This is a genomic window from Chryseobacterium cupriresistens, assembly GCF_046614675.1.
Classification (GTDB): Bacteria; Bacteroidota; Bacteroidia; order Flavobacteriales; family Weeksellaceae; genus Chryseobacterium; species Chryseobacterium cupriresistens.
This window is the reverse complement of the sequence record NZ_JBKKJT010000003.1, coordinates 400,211-418,117: the sequence shown is the minus strand read 5'-3', so window position 1 is coordinate 418,117 and position 17,907 is coordinate 400,211. Positions and strand designations below refer to the sequence as shown.

Below are 17,907 nucleotides of genomic sequence, written 5' to 3'. Positions count from 1 at the left end.
ATGAACACCTATTTTTTATAATTCTCCGAATGTAAATTTTGGTTTAAAATAAGATGGCCTTTTCAAGCTCCAGCAGTTTTTGTTTTCTCCAGATTCCTCCTGCATAGCCTACCAATTCACCGTTTGAGCCTATCACACGATGACAGGGAATCAAAATCGCAATTTTATTGATTCCATTGGCTGTTCCTACGGCACGTATCGCCTTGGGGTTTCCCAGTATTTCTGACTGCTGCTTGTAGGTTCTTATCTCTCCCATCGGAATTTCACGCAGCAGCTGCCAGACCTTCTCCTGAAACTCTGTTCCGGTAGTAAACAACGGAACTTCAAAACGGTTTCTTTTTCCCTCAAAATATTCTTTCAGTTCGTTCTCCAGCTGTACAAAATGAAGATGCTCTTTTTCTGCAATATCAGCTTTTAAAACTTTTGACAGGGCCTTCAGCTGTTTTTCGATATTCTTCCGGTCAGTAAATTCAAGCAGACAGATTCCCTGATCCACGGCACAGGCGATCATTTCACCCAAAGGGGTTGATATATTTTTTTGGTGTATAATTTCCATTCGTTTAAAAGTAAGCATTTTTGGAAATCATACTTGTTTTTAATCCGTTAAAATTATTTTTATCTGTTCAACATGCCTTTGATTGTGGTAAATAACAAACCGGAAAGTGTCTCCCAGCTTCAGCCTGATCAGCTTTGAGATACTGATATTTGTTTTTGTCTTTTCCAGATCAACCTTTTGTGCTTTTTCCAATAACTCAAGCATTTTTTCCTGCTGTTTTATGAATGTATCCACTACACCTTTATTCAGATTACTGTGGATAGGATTCATGGCTTTAAGCGTTTTCATCTTATTCAGATTCTCTTTGGGAAGCATGCTTTTAGCAAAATAGTTTCCAAGAATCCCGGGCTTAAAAAAAGTTGATGAGGATTTTCCAGCATAGGAAATAGCACGGCTTATTTCAGGAATATAGAAATCACCATAGCGGTTGAGATGTTCCAGGCATTCCAATATACTCCAGCTGTCTGCGGAAGTTCTGAAATTCAGATCATGTTCAGTCTTTGAAGACAACATTTCAGCAAACTGTAAATGCTGCTTTGTTCTGTTTTTTAACTCATCCAGTAATTCTGAGGTTGAAATTTTCATTACGTTTTTTATGCAAATATGCTGATCTGGTTGTTCTTAAATCTTGACTGAACTCAAGATTTTTTCAGTCTGGACAAGGTTTCCGGTGACATTCTCAGATAATTGGCGATATATTTATTGGGAACTTCCTGAAACAGCTTCGGACTTCGTTTTAAAACTCTTTCAAAGCGTTCTCCGGGAGCATTGATCAGCAGATCTTTTTCTCTTTCAAGCTGTTGTAGTACGAGATCTTCCAGAACACTCATCCAGAATTTCATGTGTTCTTCATTTGATTGTATCAACGCATAGAAATCCTTTTTCGAAGCTACTTTCACCGTTGTTTTCTTAATCGCCTGAATGTAAAGTTCCGAAGGCTTTCCCGACAAAAAGGAATCCAGGCTGACAATAATATTTCCTGTGTATCCGAAACGAATGATCCTTTCTTCATCTTCATCCATCATAAAGATCCGGACACTTCCTTTTTCTATAAAATAAATAGAGGTATCTGTACTGCCTGAAATCTTCAGAAACTCATTCCGTCTGAATGCTTTCTTTTCCCAATGGATTCCGCTCTGAAGCAATTTTTCAACCATTTCATTTTATTATTTGCTTTTCCAAAGATAATAGGTAATTTTAAAGTTTTAAAACACTAATCACTGATAATGCTCAAAAGAACAGTACTTTTCATACTGCTTTCTGCCGGATTGTATGGTATGAAAGCACAGCAGACCATCCCCTTCCGGATCACAAAACACAATAATATCATTGTCAAAACCCTTGTCAACAAAAAGGATTCTCTGGATCTGATGTTTCAGATCGCCATGAAGGATTATTCAATTTCTCCCGACAGCAAGCGCAAAGCAGGTCATCTTATTTTTAATAAAGAAGAAATCAGCGATAATAATACTGTTGAGATCGGAAAGATCATCCAGGAAAATGTGCGTTTTTTTGACAATCAGCTGACAGGTCATGAAGCGGACGGAAAAATCGGAACCGGAATTTTTGAAGGGAAAGCATTTAAAATTGATTACGATAACAACCAGTTTGTGATCTACGACAAAATGCCGGATCTGAAAGACTACCAACCCATCAATATCATTCTGGATCATGAAGGATTTTACCTAGCCGCAGATAATATCCTTGAAGATGATCAGCAGCAGGAAGCCTATTTTGTTTTGCAATCCGGGTTTTCAGGAGCTATACTCTACAGCAACGAATTCGCTGAAAAACAACATCTTGAAAAAAAATTGAAGATAACAGGAGAGAAAATCCTAAAGAATTCTGAAGGCAAAACTTTAATTACCCAACAAGCTGTTCTTCCCTATTTTAAATTGGGAAACAATGTGTTTAAAGATGTTTCCGTAGGGTTTTTCTCCGGGGAACTGAAAACACAAAATGTAAGTTATCTCGGTGCCGATATGCTCCGAAGATTTATCTGGATCTTTGATGCAGAAAGGAAAATGGCTTACATTAAACCCAGCAAATATTTTTCAGAACCTTATTACAAAATGAATTAGAATATGATAAACACTTTAATGCTAAAAAAGATTATAAAACCCCAAACCGTCGCTGCGCTTTTATTTTTGCCATTGGCTATTGTAAGCTGTAAGAAAGAAGAGAAAAAAACAGTGGTTACAGAAATAAAAACAACGAATGATTCTGTAAAAACGGTAAAAACTGAAGAGAAAATAGATTATACGGATTTTAATATTTTCAGTCTGTCTGTCATTTCATCTGCAGAAAAAGATTCTGATATGGATATTTTCATTTCTGTTTCGGATATCTATAAAGGAGTACAGCCTGTACCTGAAGCTATTATGAAAAACCGGAAACAGATGACTTATGAGGAACGCCAGCATTTTGAACTGGATGCTCCCAGCAGAAAAAAACTGCTTGAAGGAATTCATCTCACAGAAAATGATTCTCTGTACATCTATGAGTATCGTTCTAATCAACTTCAAAAAATGCCAGTCAGCCAATTAAAAGCCGTGGCCTACTTAAGTCCTTATTCCGATGATCAGGATTTAGACCCGGATTCTTATATGATGGGATTCCAGGTGGCTACTCATCAAAAAACAACAGAATACGACCGTTATACTAATGCTATCGCTTATTTTGGAAATAAAAATCCTTTCGTAGACCATAAAATGAAAGCTGTGAAATGGCAAAAAGCTGATGCGGCCAGTTCAGGAAAATATTTTAGTCAGTCCAAACTTACCAAGGGAAAAACCTATCAGTCACAATATGAAAATCTGACCTATTATCTTCAGGATTATCTTGAAGAAGGAAATATCACAGAACGTAAGCTTGCAGTCATCAATGATCGTAAGGAAAAAATTGCGGAAAAGACCTTCAGCCTTGCAGGAAGTGATGGCGGAGAGTTTGTTCCTCTGTATGGAATAGATGCTGATGAAGCCAATGTTTTCCAATATACCGGCCACCTGTTCAAAGGAAAGCCTCCTGTTATTTTTGGATTCATGGCACAGTCTTTTGGCTGTCCTTCCATCAGCTTTTTAGATCAAAAGGAGAAGGATTTCCCGATTAATTGTGATAACAGGCATTAATTCACTGAAAAATTATTCAGATTTCTACCGGAATAATCCATTATACACTCAGTTGTCCATTCCGTAGGAATCTATACTCTTATCATCTAAATAAAAGAAATCGGAATGACAAACTGTGAGGATAGTTCTTTAGAATAAATCTGCTTTAGCCAAAGCTTACTTTAGAATCAAGATATAAAAAACCAAATCTGTTGGTAAACGGATTTGGTTTTTATTTTCAATGCATTATTGCTCAGGATAATAGTTGTCTTTCAGATTCATAAAATAAGTTTCGGGCTCTTTAAAACCATTACTTTTCATAAATTTGATCACTACATTCAGATAGGCCTCTGAAGGAATAAAATCTGTTCCCATCTTTTCGGAAAACTTTTTATAGTCTTCTTCAAGCAGTTTGGGATTTTTGGCAAGTTGTTTTATATCGGTTCTGAAACCTTTGAATATAAACTTTAATGCTTCATAATTTCCGGGATAGGAAACAGTTCCGTGGGTTTCTCCTTCGAAAAAGCTATGTTTATAGTTTAATGATCCGTTTTTTTCTATCATTCCTTTAAATTCTTCAATAGCCTGGGTCATATCGGAGTTCCAGTTTTTCTGCTGTTCTTCATTGTCTGCCTGAGAAACATACAAAGATTTTTTTGCAGGAAAGTTCTTATTCTTTTCCAGATACTCTTTCGTTCTTTTGATGGTTACTTTATTGTCCCACCATAAACTGGGATCATTCGCAACATAAGCATTGAAATAATCCGGATGTAAAAGGAAGGTATTGATCGCAAACAGACCTCCGAAAGAATGGCCTACCAACACTGAATAATCCTGCGTTCTATAGTTTTTATTAACGAATGGTTTCAATTCTTCCTGTATAAATTTTACAAAATTTTCACTTCCGCCACTGTCTGCAAAAAGAGTGATATTAGGGTTTACAGGACTTTTCTTCTGAGCTTTCGTTGGGGTAAGATCTCTTGTTCTTTCTGTATTTTTTATGCCTATCACAATACATTCAGGAATGTCGGCATAGGGAGTTCTGGCAATGAAATCCGTTAATCCTGTGTAATATTCAAAATTGATTTCTCCATCCAGAAGATAGATCACCGGGTATTTAGCAGGATTGATAGTATTGTCGTTATAGGTTTTAGGAAGATGAATCCAGATTTCTCTGTTTTCGTTTAAAACTTTTGAAAATAGGTTTTGTTTTTCTCCTATCACCAGTTTGTCCTGAGCTTTTCCGGAGGTAAATACTAAAAGTAGTGAGAGGGCAATAATTTTAAACCAGCTGTTCATGGTGCGAATCTTTTCTGTGTTGATGAATGTTCTTAATTTCTTTATTCTTTTTGGGCGATTTGTTTCCTCTGCCACACCAGATCAGGAATCCGGTAACCGGCAGACTTGTACAGATGATTCCGATAATGAAGGTGAATATTTTACCAAACATTCCGCCCCAATACCCTACATGAAGGTCAAAGTTCATGTGCTCTATCACTTCGTGCTTCTGTACTTCTTCAGGATAATCAATTTCTTTTCCGGTGTATTTGTTGGTTTCCATCCTTTTTCCGTTGATAAGGCTTTTCAGACCAATAAACTGAGCTGCCACCACATGATAGACCGTTGCGGAATCATTTCTCGAAATACTCATTCTGAACTGTTTTGCATCAGGAAACTCCTTAAATTTTCTGTCAAGAAAATCAGTATAGGTCAGAGCTTTTTTCTCCGGATCAAACTTAGGTTCATATTTTTCTGCAATGGTATGGGCATCCACGGCTCCTCCGAAAGCCTGCTGGGTAAGATCGGTTAAGACCTTGTATGCCATAATCAATCCTGTAATGGTAATAAACACAGCCGGAAGCAATGAATAAAACCCAAAGACATTATGGAAATCGTAGTTTTTCCTGCGCCATTTCGTTCCGGATTTGATTTTAAAAGCGGTTGTTCTGGTTGTTTTGTTCCATTTTTTTGGCCACCAAAGAATCAGTCCACCGATAAGCTGAACAAAAAAGATGATGGAAGCAACGCCAACCACCGTTTTCCCAAACTTTCCTGCCAATAGCTGCGCATGAATATGGGCTACAACATAGAAAAACTCATAGCTTTTGGTAGAACCGATTACTTTTCCGGTGTAAGGGTCAAGATAATGATAGGCAAATACACCTCGTGAACCACGGCCTTTTTTCTTTGGTTTGTCTGCCTTGTCCGCACTTTTATCTTTAGGAGGCTTCGTTGCTGAAGCTACTCTGAAACTTCTGTCAGCATCTTTGTAGGTATCAAAATAGAACGCTTTTCTGTCCGGAACCTGCTGGTGAAAGTGGGCAAGCAACTCTTCGGGGGTCATTTTTTCTGCATTAGCCGGAGCCTGGACATATTTTGCGCTTCCGCCGCACAGATCAATGATTTCGTCACAGAAGACAAATACAGTTCCTGAAAGAGTCACTGTAAGAACAATGATTCCCGAAACCAGCCCAAGCCAGAGGTGTATCCAGCCGGTGATCTTTTTGGTGATGGATTTTCCCTGTTTTTTCTTAGGATTAGTTTTTTTGTTCTCCATATCTGTTTTTCATCTACTCAACATGTTTCAGCAGAAAATGCAAAGGCACAAAAGGATTATAATAACGGCGCATTTGTAAAGTGAAAGAGTTATTCCTGATGCCATTTACTTTAGCATATTTGAGGCATCAGAAACATTGTTTATTATTAATCAAAGCATTGTGCCTTTGCGGTTTTCCTCCTTATATTTTCGTTGAGATTATTTTTGTTTTTTTAGATTTAAAATTTGAATGCAAAATTGGCAAGAATTTCTCTTGGCTTCTGTGGCTGTCCGTAGAAGTTCCAGTATTTTTCATTCAGCGCATTATTCATTTTCAGACCGATTCTGTATTTTTTCCTGTCATAAAAAACTGTAGCACCTACCGTAGTATAAGAAGGAGCAAGAAAATGATTGGTGATGTTGATATAGGTCTGGTCTACAAAATTAAATCCGGCTCCGAAACCAAGTCCTTCATATGCACCATCCATAATTTTGTAGCTTGTCCATAGATTGGCAACATGTTTTGGAGTCCAGGCAATTCTTTTTCCGCTGTCTTTGCTCCGGTCATCATATTTGTTATCGTTATAACCATATCCGGCAACGATATTCCATCCTTTGAAAGGGTTGGCAATGATGCCTATTTCCAGTCCCTGACTTTTGATATTCCCATCCTGAATACTTCCTATTCCGCCCGGATCTGCAACCAGTCTGTTTTTAACATTAATATTGTAGTAACTCACGGTCGTCAGTAGTTTTTTATGGAACAGATCCACTTTAAAACCTGTTTCAATCTGATTTCCCTGTTCAGGATCCCACTTTGTCAGGATACCCACTTCATTCAGTGATGGAGCATAGTTTTTAAATCCATTCACATAATTGGCAAAGAATGAGATCTGATCTTTTACAATTTCATACACCAATCCGAACTTTGGTGAAAACTGGGTCTGGCTGTAACCGGAAACTTTATTTTCAGGATATCCGTTTTTGGTAGAGATCTCTACACCATTTACCACCATATCATCATTTTTATAGCTGTCTACTCTCAAACTGGCCATTACCAGCAAATTATCTGTGATATTTAAAACATTGGAAATATAACCGCTGATGGTTCTGAATCTTGTAATATCCGATTCTGTGGATTTTCTTTCCTTATTCATGAATTTGTTTCTTGAGATAGGATCCCATGCGGAAGAGCTGTCGAGATTCACTTTATCATAAGGCATGAAAACATTACTGTATCCGTTGGCCTCATAGTAAGGGAACTGATATTTTGTTGTTTGCTGGAAGTAATCTATTCCTACTACCAGACGGTTTCTTAACCCTGCTATTTTAAAATCTCCTGTAAAATTCTGCTGGATATTGTCTGTGGTCACTTTAAAGCTGTCAAAAGGACGGATCATTCTTTCTACCTGATTATTATTCAGATATCTGAGTACTAAAAAGATAGATTCGCTTTCATTGGCTTCTCCTCTTTGGTAAGATGTCCTTGACGTCCACTGGTCATTGAATTTATGGGTAACCTCAGCCATCGTTACAAAGTTGGTTCTTTTGGAGCCGATATCATTACTAGTAAACGCTCTTTTGTAGGCTACTTCCAGGTCTTTCATGGAGTGTAAGGTCAGCTTTTCTGAGTTTCTTACATAAGCATTCAATGTTTTATCCGGAGCATGGAACTCGGTATCAAGTGTCACTGTGGTTTTGTCGCTTACTTTATACAGAACGCTTCCGGAGAAGAATAATCCTTTGTTATACCCTGCATCCTGAAAAGAATCCTGGGAATAGGCTGCCACATTGAATCTTGCCAAAGCTGTTTTTTCTTTGTTCAAAGGGGTGTTTACATCGGCTGTGATTCTGTTCATTCCCCAGCTTCCGGTGGTATAATTGATAATTCCTCCGAAATTTTCCTGTGGTTTTTTCGTAACGATATTCACCACACCGCCATAATTGGCTAATGTTCCTCCGAATAAAGTTCCGGATGGACCTTTTATTACTTCTACTCTCTCGATATTAGCGATCTCAGACTGCACTCTTGGGTTTTGAGTCAGTCCGTTTCTGAAACTGGCATTGGAACTGAAACCTCTCATAAAAATATCATTTCCACTGTCGTTTACACTATTGCTTACGACCACTCCTGGAGCAGAAGCCATCGCTGTGTTGAAATCCATGGCTCCCATTTCACTGATGATTTCTTTGGGAACAAGATTATAAACAGTAGGGTTTTCAAGATTTTCCAGAGGAAGCCTTGCGATAGATTCAGATTTTTTTGTTCTGTAATTGTGAGTTCCCTGGAGCGATACGGATTGAATTTCAGCCACTTTAATGGTATCTGTTTGCTGGGCACTCAGCATCGTTACGGCTAATAGAGCTGCAGAAATAATAGTTTTTTTCATGTTTATAATTAAGTTAGTTCTACAAAATTATTTTATTTTTATTAATTCTAAATAAAAACATGACACAAATCATAAAACTTACTCAATGAAATAGCCCATAAATAAAGGGTTTTCGAAAATTCCGAAAACCCTTTATTCAATCAATATATAAGTTTTTTTATTTATTTTTCCAATTTTTAATCATTTTCATATAGCGATCAATATTAATTTTTTCCTCCCGCAAAACATTACCTTCTATTTCTTTTGCGTTTGTATTATCCGCATACACAATTGTTTTGCCCAATACGGGATATATAATGAATAATGAGTCAAAAGTTTTGCCACAGCTTTCATTATAATAATTTTTCTCAATAACAATCTTCTTTATTTTTTCATTTTCAGAAAAAAAATATCTTTTGGTATTTTCTCCACATTCTGGATGATTATTAAACTCAAGACCTTTTAATTTTCCATCTTTAAGATAGGCATAAGCAGGATGTAAAATATCACCATTGGATAAAACCTGATCAGAATCAAAAACAAATTTTTCAAATTCTTTTTTGTAATTTTTGCTAACAGGATTACATTGAAATAGTAATAGCAGTCCGAAAATACTCAGGACACAATTCTTTTTTACCATAAGGCCAATAAAAATAAAGGTAACTTATTGCTAAAGTTTTAATTTAACTGTCTTATATAACAGCAGCGGCCATCATCGACATATAATAATTGGCGCAATGCAGTGCATTAATTAAAACGATTTCTTTTTCCGGAAGGGTTTCATAGGCATCAGAGGTGGTGATCTGGTATTCGTAATTCATAGAAGTCCATTTCAGATGGGGTTTTATGATCATCAGCTCGATGCCGTCCTGAGCTGTAAGGACAAATGATTCTTTAAAAATGCCTCTGTGTTTAAAAAGATAGCCATTCTTCACGCCGTCAAAATAAGTCTGCACTACAATTTCCCCGTTCCAGTTCATTCTGAATTTCAGAAGGACTCTTTCCTGATCTTTCAGCTCAATGGTAGTTCCCCAAAAACCTTTCGGCTCTACCTGATAGATCTTACCATTTGCAATTTCAATGACAGCATTAAATTTAAACCAACTTGTGTAAGCAAGTTTCCCAATTAATTTTTCTTCTTTTGTAATTTCAAAAGTTAAAGAATTGCTTGATTTTGCATAATATTCTGCCATGGTTATATTTTGATTTGGTGGAATTGTATTAGTTTTTAAATAATAATAACAGCTTGAATTTTAACGCTCTAATTTATAAATAATTCGGCAAACATAAATGCATTTTTAGGTTGATGTGATTAAAATAACTGATAATTAATCGAAAGTTGTGTGTTTTCAATCAAGTTTTTCATAATAATGGTTTGAATCTGCATTTAGACTAATTTTAGGCTTTTCAAAAATCCCATTTAAAAAATAGGTTTTGTAAGCAGCTGGTTGACCAAAATCAGTATAATGAAGTTCTATTTCAGGATTTATTCCATTATATAATTTATATGTACCCATTCCATAAAATTTACTTCTAAATGTATTGTCTTCATATAAAACTAAAGTATCAGCAGTGTGAGGAGCTTCCACACAGCAAATTGGCTTATCAAAATTCATGTTAATATATTTTCCATAGATATCCTGCTTTTTTAATGGAAAATTGATATTGAGAATACATATAACTCCTAATACAAAAGTGAGCGCAAATAGTGTTTTTTTCATAGAATAATTGATAATACCACAATATTCTTTTTAACCGAAATATTGACTAAACTAAATTATAGAATTTATATAGAAAAACCTCATAAATTGCTGAAATGTATGAGGTTTAAACTGTTTTTCAGATCAATTTCATTTAATCTTTGTAAGTGTCATTGTTTCATCATGATCTATACTTTCAGGCCGTTTCCCATTCATGTTGATCAGCATAAGGAATTTTGAATAGTTAACAGGTACGATAATTCCTAGCAGTCTTCCTTTTTCCTGATTATCTTTTAGTGCAATAAAATCAATATGAATTGGTGTCGTTTCCACATCAATTTTATATTTGAGTTCACCCTTTTGTCCATTATTAGGACCTCCGTGAATGATAAAATTCTTGCCGTCAATTTCTTCCCCGTTAATTGTAATAGATACATATCCATCCTTAGTAAAGCCTGCTTTGCCTTTACTCTTCCAGTAATCAATGGATTCCCAGTTTCCAACAATATTAAACTGGGATTTTTGAGCTTTGGCCTGAAAACCCATAATAAGTATAAACGCTATTACGCTTTTTAGAAAAGTCTGTTTTATTTTCAAATAAAAATTCATAGTAAACTTTTAATTAATTTTATAAACATAACCCTTACTGATATATCTGCTTTTATTTATTAATTCTGAAGGATAAAAAATGGTTCCATTAATCTCAACACTTTTAATCCGATATCTCCAGCTTCCATTATGGCTTGTGTAAATTTTTGTTGTTGAATTTGGATAAAGCTCAAGAACAATGGAAGAATCTTTTATTTCTATTTTTTCAAGAGACTTTGGATTTTTGATTTTATAGAAAGATCGAGGGGACAATATTCTATTTTCATAATTAAATGCAAAGCTATTAACCTCATTATCAATTGCTTTTGAGATGGGATAACTGTAATTGATCTTAATTATTTTTTTAGATCCAGTCAGGTTTTGAATATAGAAATCAGTTATCCAGGAACATCCTGAAAGCACTGTTACGAAAATACAACATAGAAATCCTATCGTAATTGATTTTATACTCATTATATTGAAGTTTAAATGGCTTTTGCAAAAATAAACAGAATCCTCTCTGTTTAGATTAAATGATAAAAAAATTCCGCAAGAAAACTTGCGGAATTTAAGTATTTATTCTGGCTCGAAATTACATTGTCTCCATTTTGAAGCTCATGCTTTCGATTACTTTTAAGATGGCTTCTACCGTATCCATTGAAGTTAAACAAGGAACACCGTTTTCCACACTCATTCTTCTGATCTGGAATCCGTCTCTTTCTGCCTGCTTACCTTTTGTAGTGGTATTCACAACATACTGAACTTTTCCTTTCTGAATCAGGTCAATAAGGTTTACATCTTCCTCTCCTATTTTGTATCCGATCTTGCAAGGGATTCCTTTTTCTTCGAAGAACTTTGCAGTACCTTCCGTAGCCCAGATTCTGAATCCAACTTCATGGAATCTTGCTGCAAGAGCTGCTGCTTCATCTTTATGCTTATCAGCTACTGTGAACAGGATAGATCCGTGCATAGGGACTTTTCTTCCCGCTGCTACCAATCCTTTGTAAAGTGCTTTTTCAAGGGTTGTATCTTTCCCCATAACTTCTCCTGTAGACTTCATTTCCGGGCCTAAAGAGATATCAACTTTCGTTAGCTTAGAGAAAGAGAATACCGGTACTTTTACAAATACGCCTTCTTTATTTGGAACCAATCCGTTTTCGTAACCTAAATCTTTCAGTTTTTGTCCCAGGATTGCCTTTGTTGCAAGGTTTGCCATCGGAACTTCTGTGATTTTAGATAAGAAAGGAACTGTTCTTGAAGAACGTGGATTTACTTCAATTACATAGACATTTCCTTCGAAAAGAACGTACTGGATATTCATTAATCCGATAACATTCAGTCCTTTTGCCAGTCTCTGCGTGTAATCTACCAAAGTATCGATTTCACTCTGAGAGATATTCTGTGGAGGATATACCGCGATTGAGTCTCCGGAGTGAACCCCTGCTCTTTCGATGTGCTCCATAATTCCAGGAATCACTACCGTTTCACCGTCGCAGATGGCATCTACTTCGATTTCTTTTCCTACCATGTACTTGTCGACCAAAACAGGGTGTTCAGGACTCGCATCTACTGCGTGCTCCATGTAGTGAGCCAATTCTGTTTCAGCATATACGATTTCCATTGCTCTACCTCCAAGAACGTAGCTTGGACGTACCAATACCGGATATCCGATTTCGTTGGCAATTTTTATCGCTTCTTCTTTGGAAGTTGAAGTTCTTCCTTTTGGCTGAGGAATTCCAAGCTCCTGAAGTGCTTTTTCAAATTTATCTCTGTTTTCAGCTCTGTCAAGATCTTCCAGTGAAGTTCCCAAAATCTGTACTCCGTGAGCGGCTAATTTATCTGCAAGGTTGATGGCAGTCTGTCCACCGAACTGTACCACTACTCCTTTAGGCTTTTCAAGCTCGATGATGTTCATTACATCTTCTTCAGTAAGCGGCTCGAAATATAATTTATCAGAGATGGAGAAGTCTGTAGAAACTGTCTCCGGGTTGTTGTTGATGATGATCGCTTCGTAACCCATTTCTTTGATTGCCCATACGGAGTGAACGGTTGCGTAGTCAAATTCTACTCCCTGCCCGATTCTGATTGGTCCTGAACCTAGTACGATGATTTTTTCTTTGTCAGAAACTACACTTTCATTTTCTTCTTCGTACGTACCGTAGAAGTAAGGTGTTTCACTTTCAAACTCAGCGGCGCAGGTGTCTACCATTTTGTACACCGGCATGATTCCGTTTTCTTTTCTGAAGTTGAAAACCTCACGCTCTTTTACATCCCAAAGAACTGCGATGTTGATGTCTGCAAAGCCTAATCTCTTCGCTTCAATCAGGGTTTCTTTATCGAATTTGTTTTCAGCGATTACTTTTTCGAAGTCAACCAGTTTTTTCAGCTTCCAGATGAAGAACTTGTCAATTTTACTCCATTCTACGATCTGCTCCCAGTCGTATCCTCTTCTTAAAGCATCCCCGATGATGAATAATCTTTCGTCATCACATACTCTGATTCTTCTTTCGATTTCTTCAGCAGTAAGTGCCTGAGCCTGCTTGGTTTTTAAACCTAAATGCTTGATTCCTGTTTCCAGTGAACGAATCGCTTTCTGTAATGATTCTTCAAGGTTTCTTCCGATTGCCATTACTTCTCCAGTAGCTTTCATCTGAGTAGAAAGTCTTCTGTCTGCCGTTTCGAATTTATCGAATGGGAATCTTGGGAATTTTGTTACCACATAGTCAAGAGCCGGCTCAAAACATGCATATGTTTTTCCTGTTACCGGGTTCATGATTTCATCCAGAGTCAATCCTACAGCAATCTTTGCAGCAATCTTTGCAATCGGGTAACCTGTTGCTTTACTTGCTAATGCTGATGAACGGGAAACTCTCGGGTTTACTTCGATGATATAGTAATCGAATGAATGCGGATCTAAAGCTAACTGTACGTTACATCCTCCTTCAATTCCTAATGCTCTGATGATTTTCAGTGAAGCATTTCTCAGCAGCTGATATTCTCTGTCTGAAAGCGTCTGAGAAGGCGCAACTACGATAGAGTCTCCTGTGTGAACACCTACAGGGTCTATATTTTCCATGTTACAAACCACAATGGCGTTGTCGTTTGCATCACGCATTACTTCGTACTCAATTTCTTTGAATCCTGCGATTGATTTTTCAATAAGGCACTGTGTAACCGGGCTGTGCTTTAATCCCAATTCAGCGATTTCTTTCAATTCAGCTTCTGTGGAAGCGATACCACCTCCGGTTCCTCCCATTGTAAAGGCAGGACGAACAATTACAGGATATCCGATTTCATCTGCAAAAGCAAGAGCTCCTTCTACCGTATTGACAATATCAGATTCCGGTACCGGCTCGTTCAGTTCTCTCATCAGCTCACGGAAAAGGTCTCTGTCTTCTGCTCTGTTGATGGCAGAAAGCTTGGTTCCCAATACTTCCACTTTGCACTCTTCAAGAATTCCTGATTTCTCCAGTTCTACCGCCATGTTAAGACCTGTCTGGCCTCCAAGAGTTGGTAATAAAGCATCCGGACGTTCTTTTCTGATGATGTGGCTTACAAACTGTAATGAAATCGGCTCGATATATACTTTATCAGCGATTTCCACATCCGTCATGATCGTTGCAGGGTTTGAGTTGATCAAAATTACCTTGTAGCCTTCTTCTTTCAGAGACAGACAAGCCTGCGTTCCTGCGTAATCGAATTCAGCTGCCTGACCGATGATAATAGGTCCTGAACCGATTACTAAAATTGTTTTTATATCTGTACGTTTTGCCATTTTTCTTTTTTTAGATACAAGATGTTAGATGTCAGATTTCAGACTTCCAACAGGTTGTTTTACTTTTTTAAATTAGATTTGAATGTATAAATCATTCTTTGAATTTCATTTAGATTTGATATTAAACCATTAACTTTTTCTGCTTCAAGTAAATTTAATTCTCTAGTTAAAATTAACTGGGTCTGTAACTCAAAGGAGGATGCATTTGCTATTCCAAGAAAATGATAAAATTCTCTATCATTATTTCTTCCTGCACCTTCAGCTATATTTGAAGGAATAGAGATTACAGATCTTTTAATTTGAGAAATCAAACCAAACTTTTCATCTTTAGGTAACTCTGCACAAATGATATAAACCTGTTTTGCAAGTTCAATAGATTTCTGCCAAAAGACCAATTTTTCAAAATTATGCATGATAAAGTCTGCTATCTGATGTCTAATATCTGAAGTCTCTCTTATTTCTTAAAGTCCTCCATCATTTGAATGAACTCGTCAAACAGGTAGTTTGCATCTTCAGGACCCGGGCTTGCTTCAGGGTGATACTGAACGGAGAAGCAAGGGTGGATTTTGTGTTTTAATCCTTCGTTTGTTCTGTCATTCAGGGCGATGTGCGTTTCGATAAGGTCTGTCCCTTTTAAACTTTCCTGATCTACCGCATATCCGTGGTTTTGAGAAGTAATGGCTACTGTATTTTTCTCCAGATCCAATACCGGGTGGTTTCCTCCTCTGTGTCCGAATTTCAGTTTGAAAGTTTTTGCTCCGCAAGCAAGACCAATTAACTGGTGTCCTAAACAGATTCCGAAGATTGGGACTTTTCCTAATAATCCTCTGATCATGTCTAAAGCATGTGGTACATCTTCAGGGTCACCAGGACCGTTTGACAACATAATTCCGTCCGGATTCATCAATAGAATTTCTTCTGCTGTGGTATCCTGAGAAACCACGATGATGTCACAGTTTCTTTGAGACAGTTCTCTGATAATTCCCAGTTTGGCTCCGAAATCTACCAATACTACTTTGAAACCTCTGTTTGGATTAGCATAAGGTGTTTTTGTAGAAACCTCCTCTACCTGGTTGGTTGGGAAATTTGTTGATCTCAACTCAGAAGCTACAGCAGCTTCGTCTGCATCAGCGTTTACAATCTTACCTTTTACTACTCCATGGTTACGAAGAACTCTTGTCAGTCTTCTGGTGTCGATTCCTGAAATTCCTGAAAGGCTTTTCTTTTTAAATAATTCATCTAAAGTGATCTGAGTACGGAAGTTGGAAGGAAGATCGCAAAGTTCTTTTACGATAAGCCCTTTAATTGCCGGCTCGATACTTTCATAATCATCACGGTTAATACCATAATTCCCGATAAGCGGATAGGTCATACAAACTATCTGACCGCAATACGATGGGTCAGAAATCAATTCCTGATACCCTGTCATTCCGGTATTGAAAACTACTTCCCCTGCAGTTTCCAATTCTGCTCCGAAACCTTCTCCATGAAACACTTCACCGGACTCCAGTATTAATTTTTTCTTCATTTTAAACTTTTATCTCTTATTATTTTATTATATGTCATTAACAGGTCGCCCCTACCGGGCTCTTTACCTTTTTACTTTTTACTTTTATCCTGGTTCTTATTTAAAAGTATACCCTTTGCTTTCCAATGCTCCTTTTAAGATGGCCATTCTTGCGAATACTCCGTTTTGCATTTGTTTGAAAACTCTTGATCTTTCGCATTCCACAAGATCCGAATCTATTTCCACTCCTCTGTTGATGGGAGCCGGATGCATGATGATCGCTTCTTTTTTCATCGCCTTTTCTCTTTCTTTCGTCAGACCATATCTTTTATGGTATTCTGAAGCAGTGAAACTCATCGCGGAATCGTGTCTTTCGTGCTGGATTCTTAATAGCATTAACACATCCACTTCGCCGATCAGTTCATCTACCGACATATAAGTTCCGTTGATTAAGGCTCCTTCGTCAAACCATTGTTCCGGTCCTGAGAAGTAAACTTTTGCTCCCAGTCTTCGTAATGCCTCTGCGTTTGAGTTGGCTACACGACTGTGTTTTACATCTCCTACAATTCCTACTTTCAATCCTTCAAACTTTCCGAATTCCTGATAGATAGTCAGCAAATCCAGCATACATTGTGAAGGGTGGTTTCCTGTTCCGTCTCCTCCGTTGATCACCGGAATGTTAATATTTTTCAGTTCTTCAAAGTATCTGTCTTTCTTATCGCGGATTACTACAAGGTTCACTCCTATACTTTCAATAGTCTTTACAGTGTCATAAAGACTCTCCCCTTTGTTTACCGAACTGTGTGATGCATCAAAAGGAACTACCTGAAGTCCCAGTTTTCTTTCTGCAAGATCAAAACTTGTTTTTGTTCTTGTACTGTCTTCGAAGAAAAGATTTGAGCAAAAAACTTCTCCTTCAATTTTAGCAGTTTTACCGTTTGCAAAAGCCAGTGCTTCTGTCAGTATACTGTTGATTCTCTCGGTGCTTAGTTCTGTAATCGTAAACATATTTCTAATTTTTGGGCATAAAAAAAGCGAAGACAACAATCTTCGCTAATAACAATAAATATCGTAAAGGGCGCTTTCGCCCGGTAAATCTAATGATATAAATGCTTTTTTATTCATTAGGTGCAAAGATACAACAATTTTATGAACTGGCAAAAATTATGTTTAAAATAAATTAAAAACTTCAGTCTTCCCTTATTCTCATTTAAAATTAATATTTTTGTTAACACTCAAATTTATTCTATGGATTTAAAAGACAAAATGATTCTCAGCATTATTCAGGAAGACTCTACATTATCGGTAAAAGAAATTTCCGAAAAGATAGGTCTTACCTTTACTCCTACGTATGAGCGAATCAAACAACTGGAGAAGCAGGGGATCATTCAGAAGTATGTGGGACTTTTAAACCGTGAAAAACTGGGTTTAAATATTGTAGTCTATTGTAATGTGCGTCTCAAGGAACAATCCAAGAAAGTTTTGGAAACTTTTGAGAACCATATCGGAAAATATGATGAAGTACAGGAAATCATCAGTCTTTCCGGAGAGTACGACTATATGTTGAAGATTATTGCCAAGGACATCAATTCTTATAACGAATTTGCGGTTAATGTTATTTCAAACATTCCCAATATCGGGCAGTACCACAGTTCCATTGTCCTTCACGAGGTAAAAAAATCTACCAAATTTAAAATTGATCTGGAATAATCCCTTCTATTTTAAACTCATTATTCATTCTTATTTCAATTGCTGCAAATCTTTGATTT

Annotated in this window: 18 protein-coding genes; 3 read left to right on the top strand and 15 right to left on the bottom strand. The window is 37.0% G+C overall.

The genetic code is table 11. From position 1 onward, the window contains the following. Positions 1 to 43: 43 nt before the first annotated feature. From ACLI50_RS10790 to ACLI50_RS10780, 3 genes are read right to left on the bottom strand one after another with little or no spacing between them, the layout of a single operon-like run. Positions 44 to 556, bottom strand: a complete 513-nt coding sequence (locus ACLI50_RS10790) for a methylated-DNA--[protein]-cysteine S-methyltransferase (protein WP_343642164.1) — start codon at positions 554 to 556, stop codon at positions 44 to 46. 39 nt (positions 557 to 595) lie between these two features. Further along, a complete protein-coding gene (locus ACLI50_RS10785) occupies positions 596 to 1,141 on the bottom strand; it encodes a DinB family protein (protein WP_411413733.1) in 546 nt (181 codons plus the stop codon). Positions 1,142 to 1,194: 53 nt separating this feature from the next. Continuing rightward, positions 1,195 to 1,713: a Crp/Fnr family transcriptional regulator gene (locus ACLI50_RS10780; RefSeq protein WP_343642160.1), complete on the bottom strand. Its 519-nt coding sequence runs from the start codon at positions 1,711 to 1,713 to the stop codon at positions 1,195 to 1,197. 69 nt (positions 1,714 to 1,782) lie between these two features. On the opposite strand from ACLI50_RS10780, the gene ACLI50_RS10775 reads away from it, so the two are divergent. Continuing rightward, on the top strand, positions 1,783 to 2,637 hold the full coding sequence (locus ACLI50_RS10775) for a hypothetical protein (protein ID WP_411413732.1): 855 nt from the start codon (positions 1,783 to 1,785) through the stop codon (positions 2,635 to 2,637). An 18-nt stretch (positions 2,638 to 2,655) separates the two neighbouring features. Further along, positions 2,656 to 3,684, top strand: coding sequence for a hypothetical protein (locus ACLI50_RS10770; protein ID WP_411413731.1), 1,029 nt, complete (start codon positions 2,656 to 2,658; stop codon positions 3,682 to 3,684). A gap of 225 nt (positions 3,685 to 3,909) precedes the next feature. Here the strand turns inward: ACLI50_RS10770 and ACLI50_RS10765 are convergent, their stop codons facing one another. From ACLI50_RS10765 to ACLI50_RS10710, 12 genes are all read right to left on the bottom strand, one after another. Next, positions 3,910 to 4,962, bottom strand: coding sequence for an alpha/beta hydrolase (locus ACLI50_RS10765; protein WP_411413730.1), 1,053 nt, complete (start codon positions 4,960 to 4,962; stop codon positions 3,910 to 3,912). Further along, positions 4,946 to 6,220 carry a PepSY-associated TM helix domain-containing protein gene (locus ACLI50_RS10760; protein WP_411413729.1) on the bottom strand — a complete coding sequence of 425 codons (1,275 nt, stop codon included), beginning with the start codon at positions 6,218 to 6,220 and terminating at the stop codon, positions 4,946 to 4,948. The genes ACLI50_RS10765 and ACLI50_RS10760 overlap by 17 nt, the downstream gene beginning before the upstream one ends. A 218-nt stretch (positions 6,221 to 6,438) precedes the next feature. Beyond that, complete coding sequence (locus ACLI50_RS10755; protein WP_202843820.1) at positions 6,439 to 8,589, bottom strand: TonB-dependent siderophore receptor; 2,151 nt, start codon at positions 8,587 to 8,589, stop codon at positions 6,439 to 6,441. 157 nt (positions 8,590 to 8,746) lie between these two features. Then, positions 8,747 to 9,208 carry a hypothetical protein gene (locus ACLI50_RS10750; protein WP_202843822.1) on the bottom strand — a complete coding sequence of 154 codons (462 nt, stop codon included), beginning with the start codon at positions 9,206 to 9,208 and terminating at the stop codon, positions 8,747 to 8,749. A 52-nt stretch (positions 9,209 to 9,260) separates the two neighbouring features. After that, positions 9,261 to 9,761, bottom strand: coding sequence for a hypothetical protein (locus tag ACLI50_RS10745; protein ID WP_202843823.1), 501 nt, complete (start codon positions 9,759 to 9,761; stop codon positions 9,261 to 9,263). Between the two features lie 156 nt (positions 9,762 to 9,917). After that, complete coding sequence (locus ACLI50_RS10740; RefSeq protein ID WP_202843824.1) at positions 9,918 to 10,289, bottom strand: hypothetical protein; 372 nt, start codon at positions 10,287 to 10,289, stop codon at positions 9,918 to 9,920. A 129-nt stretch (positions 10,290 to 10,418) separates the two neighbouring features. Then, positions 10,419 to 10,877 carry a hypothetical protein gene (locus ACLI50_RS10735; protein WP_343642146.1) on the bottom strand — a complete coding sequence of 153 codons (459 nt, stop codon included), beginning with the start codon at positions 10,875 to 10,877 and terminating at the stop codon, positions 10,419 to 10,421. A 9-nt stretch (positions 10,878 to 10,886) separates the two neighbouring features. Next, positions 10,887 to 11,330, bottom strand: a complete 444-nt coding sequence (locus ACLI50_RS10730) for a hypothetical protein (RefSeq protein ID WP_343642144.1) — start codon at positions 11,328 to 11,330, stop codon at positions 10,887 to 10,889. A 118-nt stretch (positions 11,331 to 11,448) separates the two neighbouring features. Further along, the gene (gene carB, locus ACLI50_RS10725) at positions 11,449 to 14,631 is read right to left on the bottom strand and encodes a carbamoyl-phosphate synthase large subunit (RefSeq protein WP_411413728.1); all 3,183 of its coding nucleotides are present in this window, start codon (positions 14,629 to 14,631) and stop codon (positions 11,449 to 11,451) included. 59 nt (positions 14,632 to 14,690) lie between these two features. Continuing rightward, entirely contained in the window at positions 14,691 to 15,044 is a 354-nt protein-coding gene (locus tag ACLI50_RS10720) for a four helix bundle protein (protein WP_062670677.1), read from the bottom strand. 41 nt (positions 15,045 to 15,085) lie between these two features. Then, the gene (locus ACLI50_RS10715; protein ID WP_411413727.1) at positions 15,086 to 16,159 is read right to left on the bottom strand and encodes a carbamoyl phosphate synthase small subunit; all 1,074 of its coding nucleotides are present in this window, start codon (positions 16,157 to 16,159) and stop codon (positions 15,086 to 15,088) included. 96 nt (positions 16,160 to 16,255) lie between these two features. Then, complete coding sequence (locus tag ACLI50_RS10710) at positions 16,256 to 17,146, bottom strand: aspartate carbamoyltransferase catalytic subunit (protein WP_110011104.1); 891 nt, start codon at positions 17,144 to 17,146, stop codon at positions 16,256 to 16,258. Between the two features lie 240 nt (positions 17,147 to 17,386). Between ACLI50_RS10710 and ACLI50_RS10705 the strand changes: the two genes are divergently transcribed. Beyond that, entirely contained in the window at positions 17,387 to 17,848 is a 462-nt protein-coding gene (locus ACLI50_RS10705) for an Lrp/AsnC family transcriptional regulator (RefSeq protein ID WP_002980286.1), read from the top strand. Positions 17,849 to 17,907 lie beyond the last annotated feature (59 nt).

Excerpts from the sequence above, each read along its gene's own strand:
- ACLI50_RS10790 (WP_343642164.1), bottom strand. The coding sequence starts at position 556 with ATGGAAATTATACACCAAAAAAATATATCAACCCCTTTGGGTGAAATG.
- ACLI50_RS10785 (WP_411413733.1), bottom strand. The coding sequence starts at position 1,141 with ATGAAAATTTCAACCTCAGAATTACTGGATGAGTTAAAAAACAGAACA.
- ACLI50_RS10780 (WP_343642160.1), bottom strand. The coding sequence starts at position 1,713 with ATGGTTGAAAAATTGCTTCAGAGCGGAATCCATTGGGAAAAGAAAGCA.
- ACLI50_RS10775 (WP_411413732.1), top strand. The coding sequence starts at position 1,783 with ATGCTCAAAAGAACAGTACTTTTCATACTGCTTTCTGCCGGATTGTAT.
- ACLI50_RS10770 (WP_411413731.1), top strand. The coding sequence starts at position 2,656 with ATGCTAAAAAAGATTATAAAACCCCAAACCGTCGCTGCGCTTTTATTT.
- ACLI50_RS10765 (WP_411413730.1), bottom strand. The coding sequence starts at position 4,962 with ATGAACAGCTGGTTTAAAATTATTGCCCTCTCACTACTTTTAGTATTT.
- ACLI50_RS10760 (WP_411413729.1), bottom strand. The coding sequence starts at position 6,220 with ATGGAGAACAAAAAAACTAATCCTAAGAAAAAACAGGGAAAATCCATC.
- ACLI50_RS10755 (WP_202843820.1), bottom strand. The coding sequence starts at position 8,589 with ATGAAAAAAACTATTATTTCTGCAGCTCTATTAGCCGTAACGATGCTG.
- ACLI50_RS10750 (WP_202843822.1), bottom strand. The coding sequence starts at position 9,208 with ATGGTAAAAAAGAATTGTGTCCTGAGTATTTTCGGACTGCTATTACTA.
- ACLI50_RS10745 (WP_202843823.1), bottom strand. The coding sequence starts at position 9,761 with ATGGCAGAATATTATGCAAAATCAAGCAATTCTTTAACTTTTGAAATT.
- ACLI50_RS10740 (WP_202843824.1), bottom strand. The coding sequence starts at position 10,289 with ATGAAAAAAACACTATTTGCGCTCACTTTTGTATTAGGAGTTATATGT.
- ACLI50_RS10735 (WP_343642146.1), bottom strand. The coding sequence starts at position 10,877 with ATGAATTTTTATTTGAAAATAAAACAGACTTTTCTAAAAAGCGTAATA.
- ACLI50_RS10730 (WP_343642144.1), bottom strand. The coding sequence starts at position 11,330 with ATGAGTATAAAATCAATTACGATAGGATTTCTATGTTGTATTTTCGTA.
- carB (WP_411413728.1), bottom strand. The coding sequence starts at position 14,631 with ATGGCAAAACGTACAGATATAAAAACAATTTTAGTAATCGGTTCAGGA.
- ACLI50_RS10720 (WP_062670677.1), bottom strand. The coding sequence starts at position 15,044 with ATGCATAATTTTGAAAAATTGGTCTTTTGGCAGAAATCTATTGAACTT.
- ACLI50_RS10715 (WP_411413727.1), bottom strand. The coding sequence starts at position 16,159 with ATGAAGAAAAAATTAATACTGGAGTCCGGTGAAGTGTTTCATGGAGAA.
- ACLI50_RS10710 (WP_110011104.1), bottom strand. The coding sequence starts at position 17,146 with ATGTTTACGATTACAGAACTAAGCACCGAGAGAATCAACAGTATACTG.
- ACLI50_RS10705 (WP_002980286.1), top strand. The coding sequence starts at position 17,387 with ATGGATTTAAAAGACAAAATGATTCTCAGCATTATTCAGGAAGACTCT.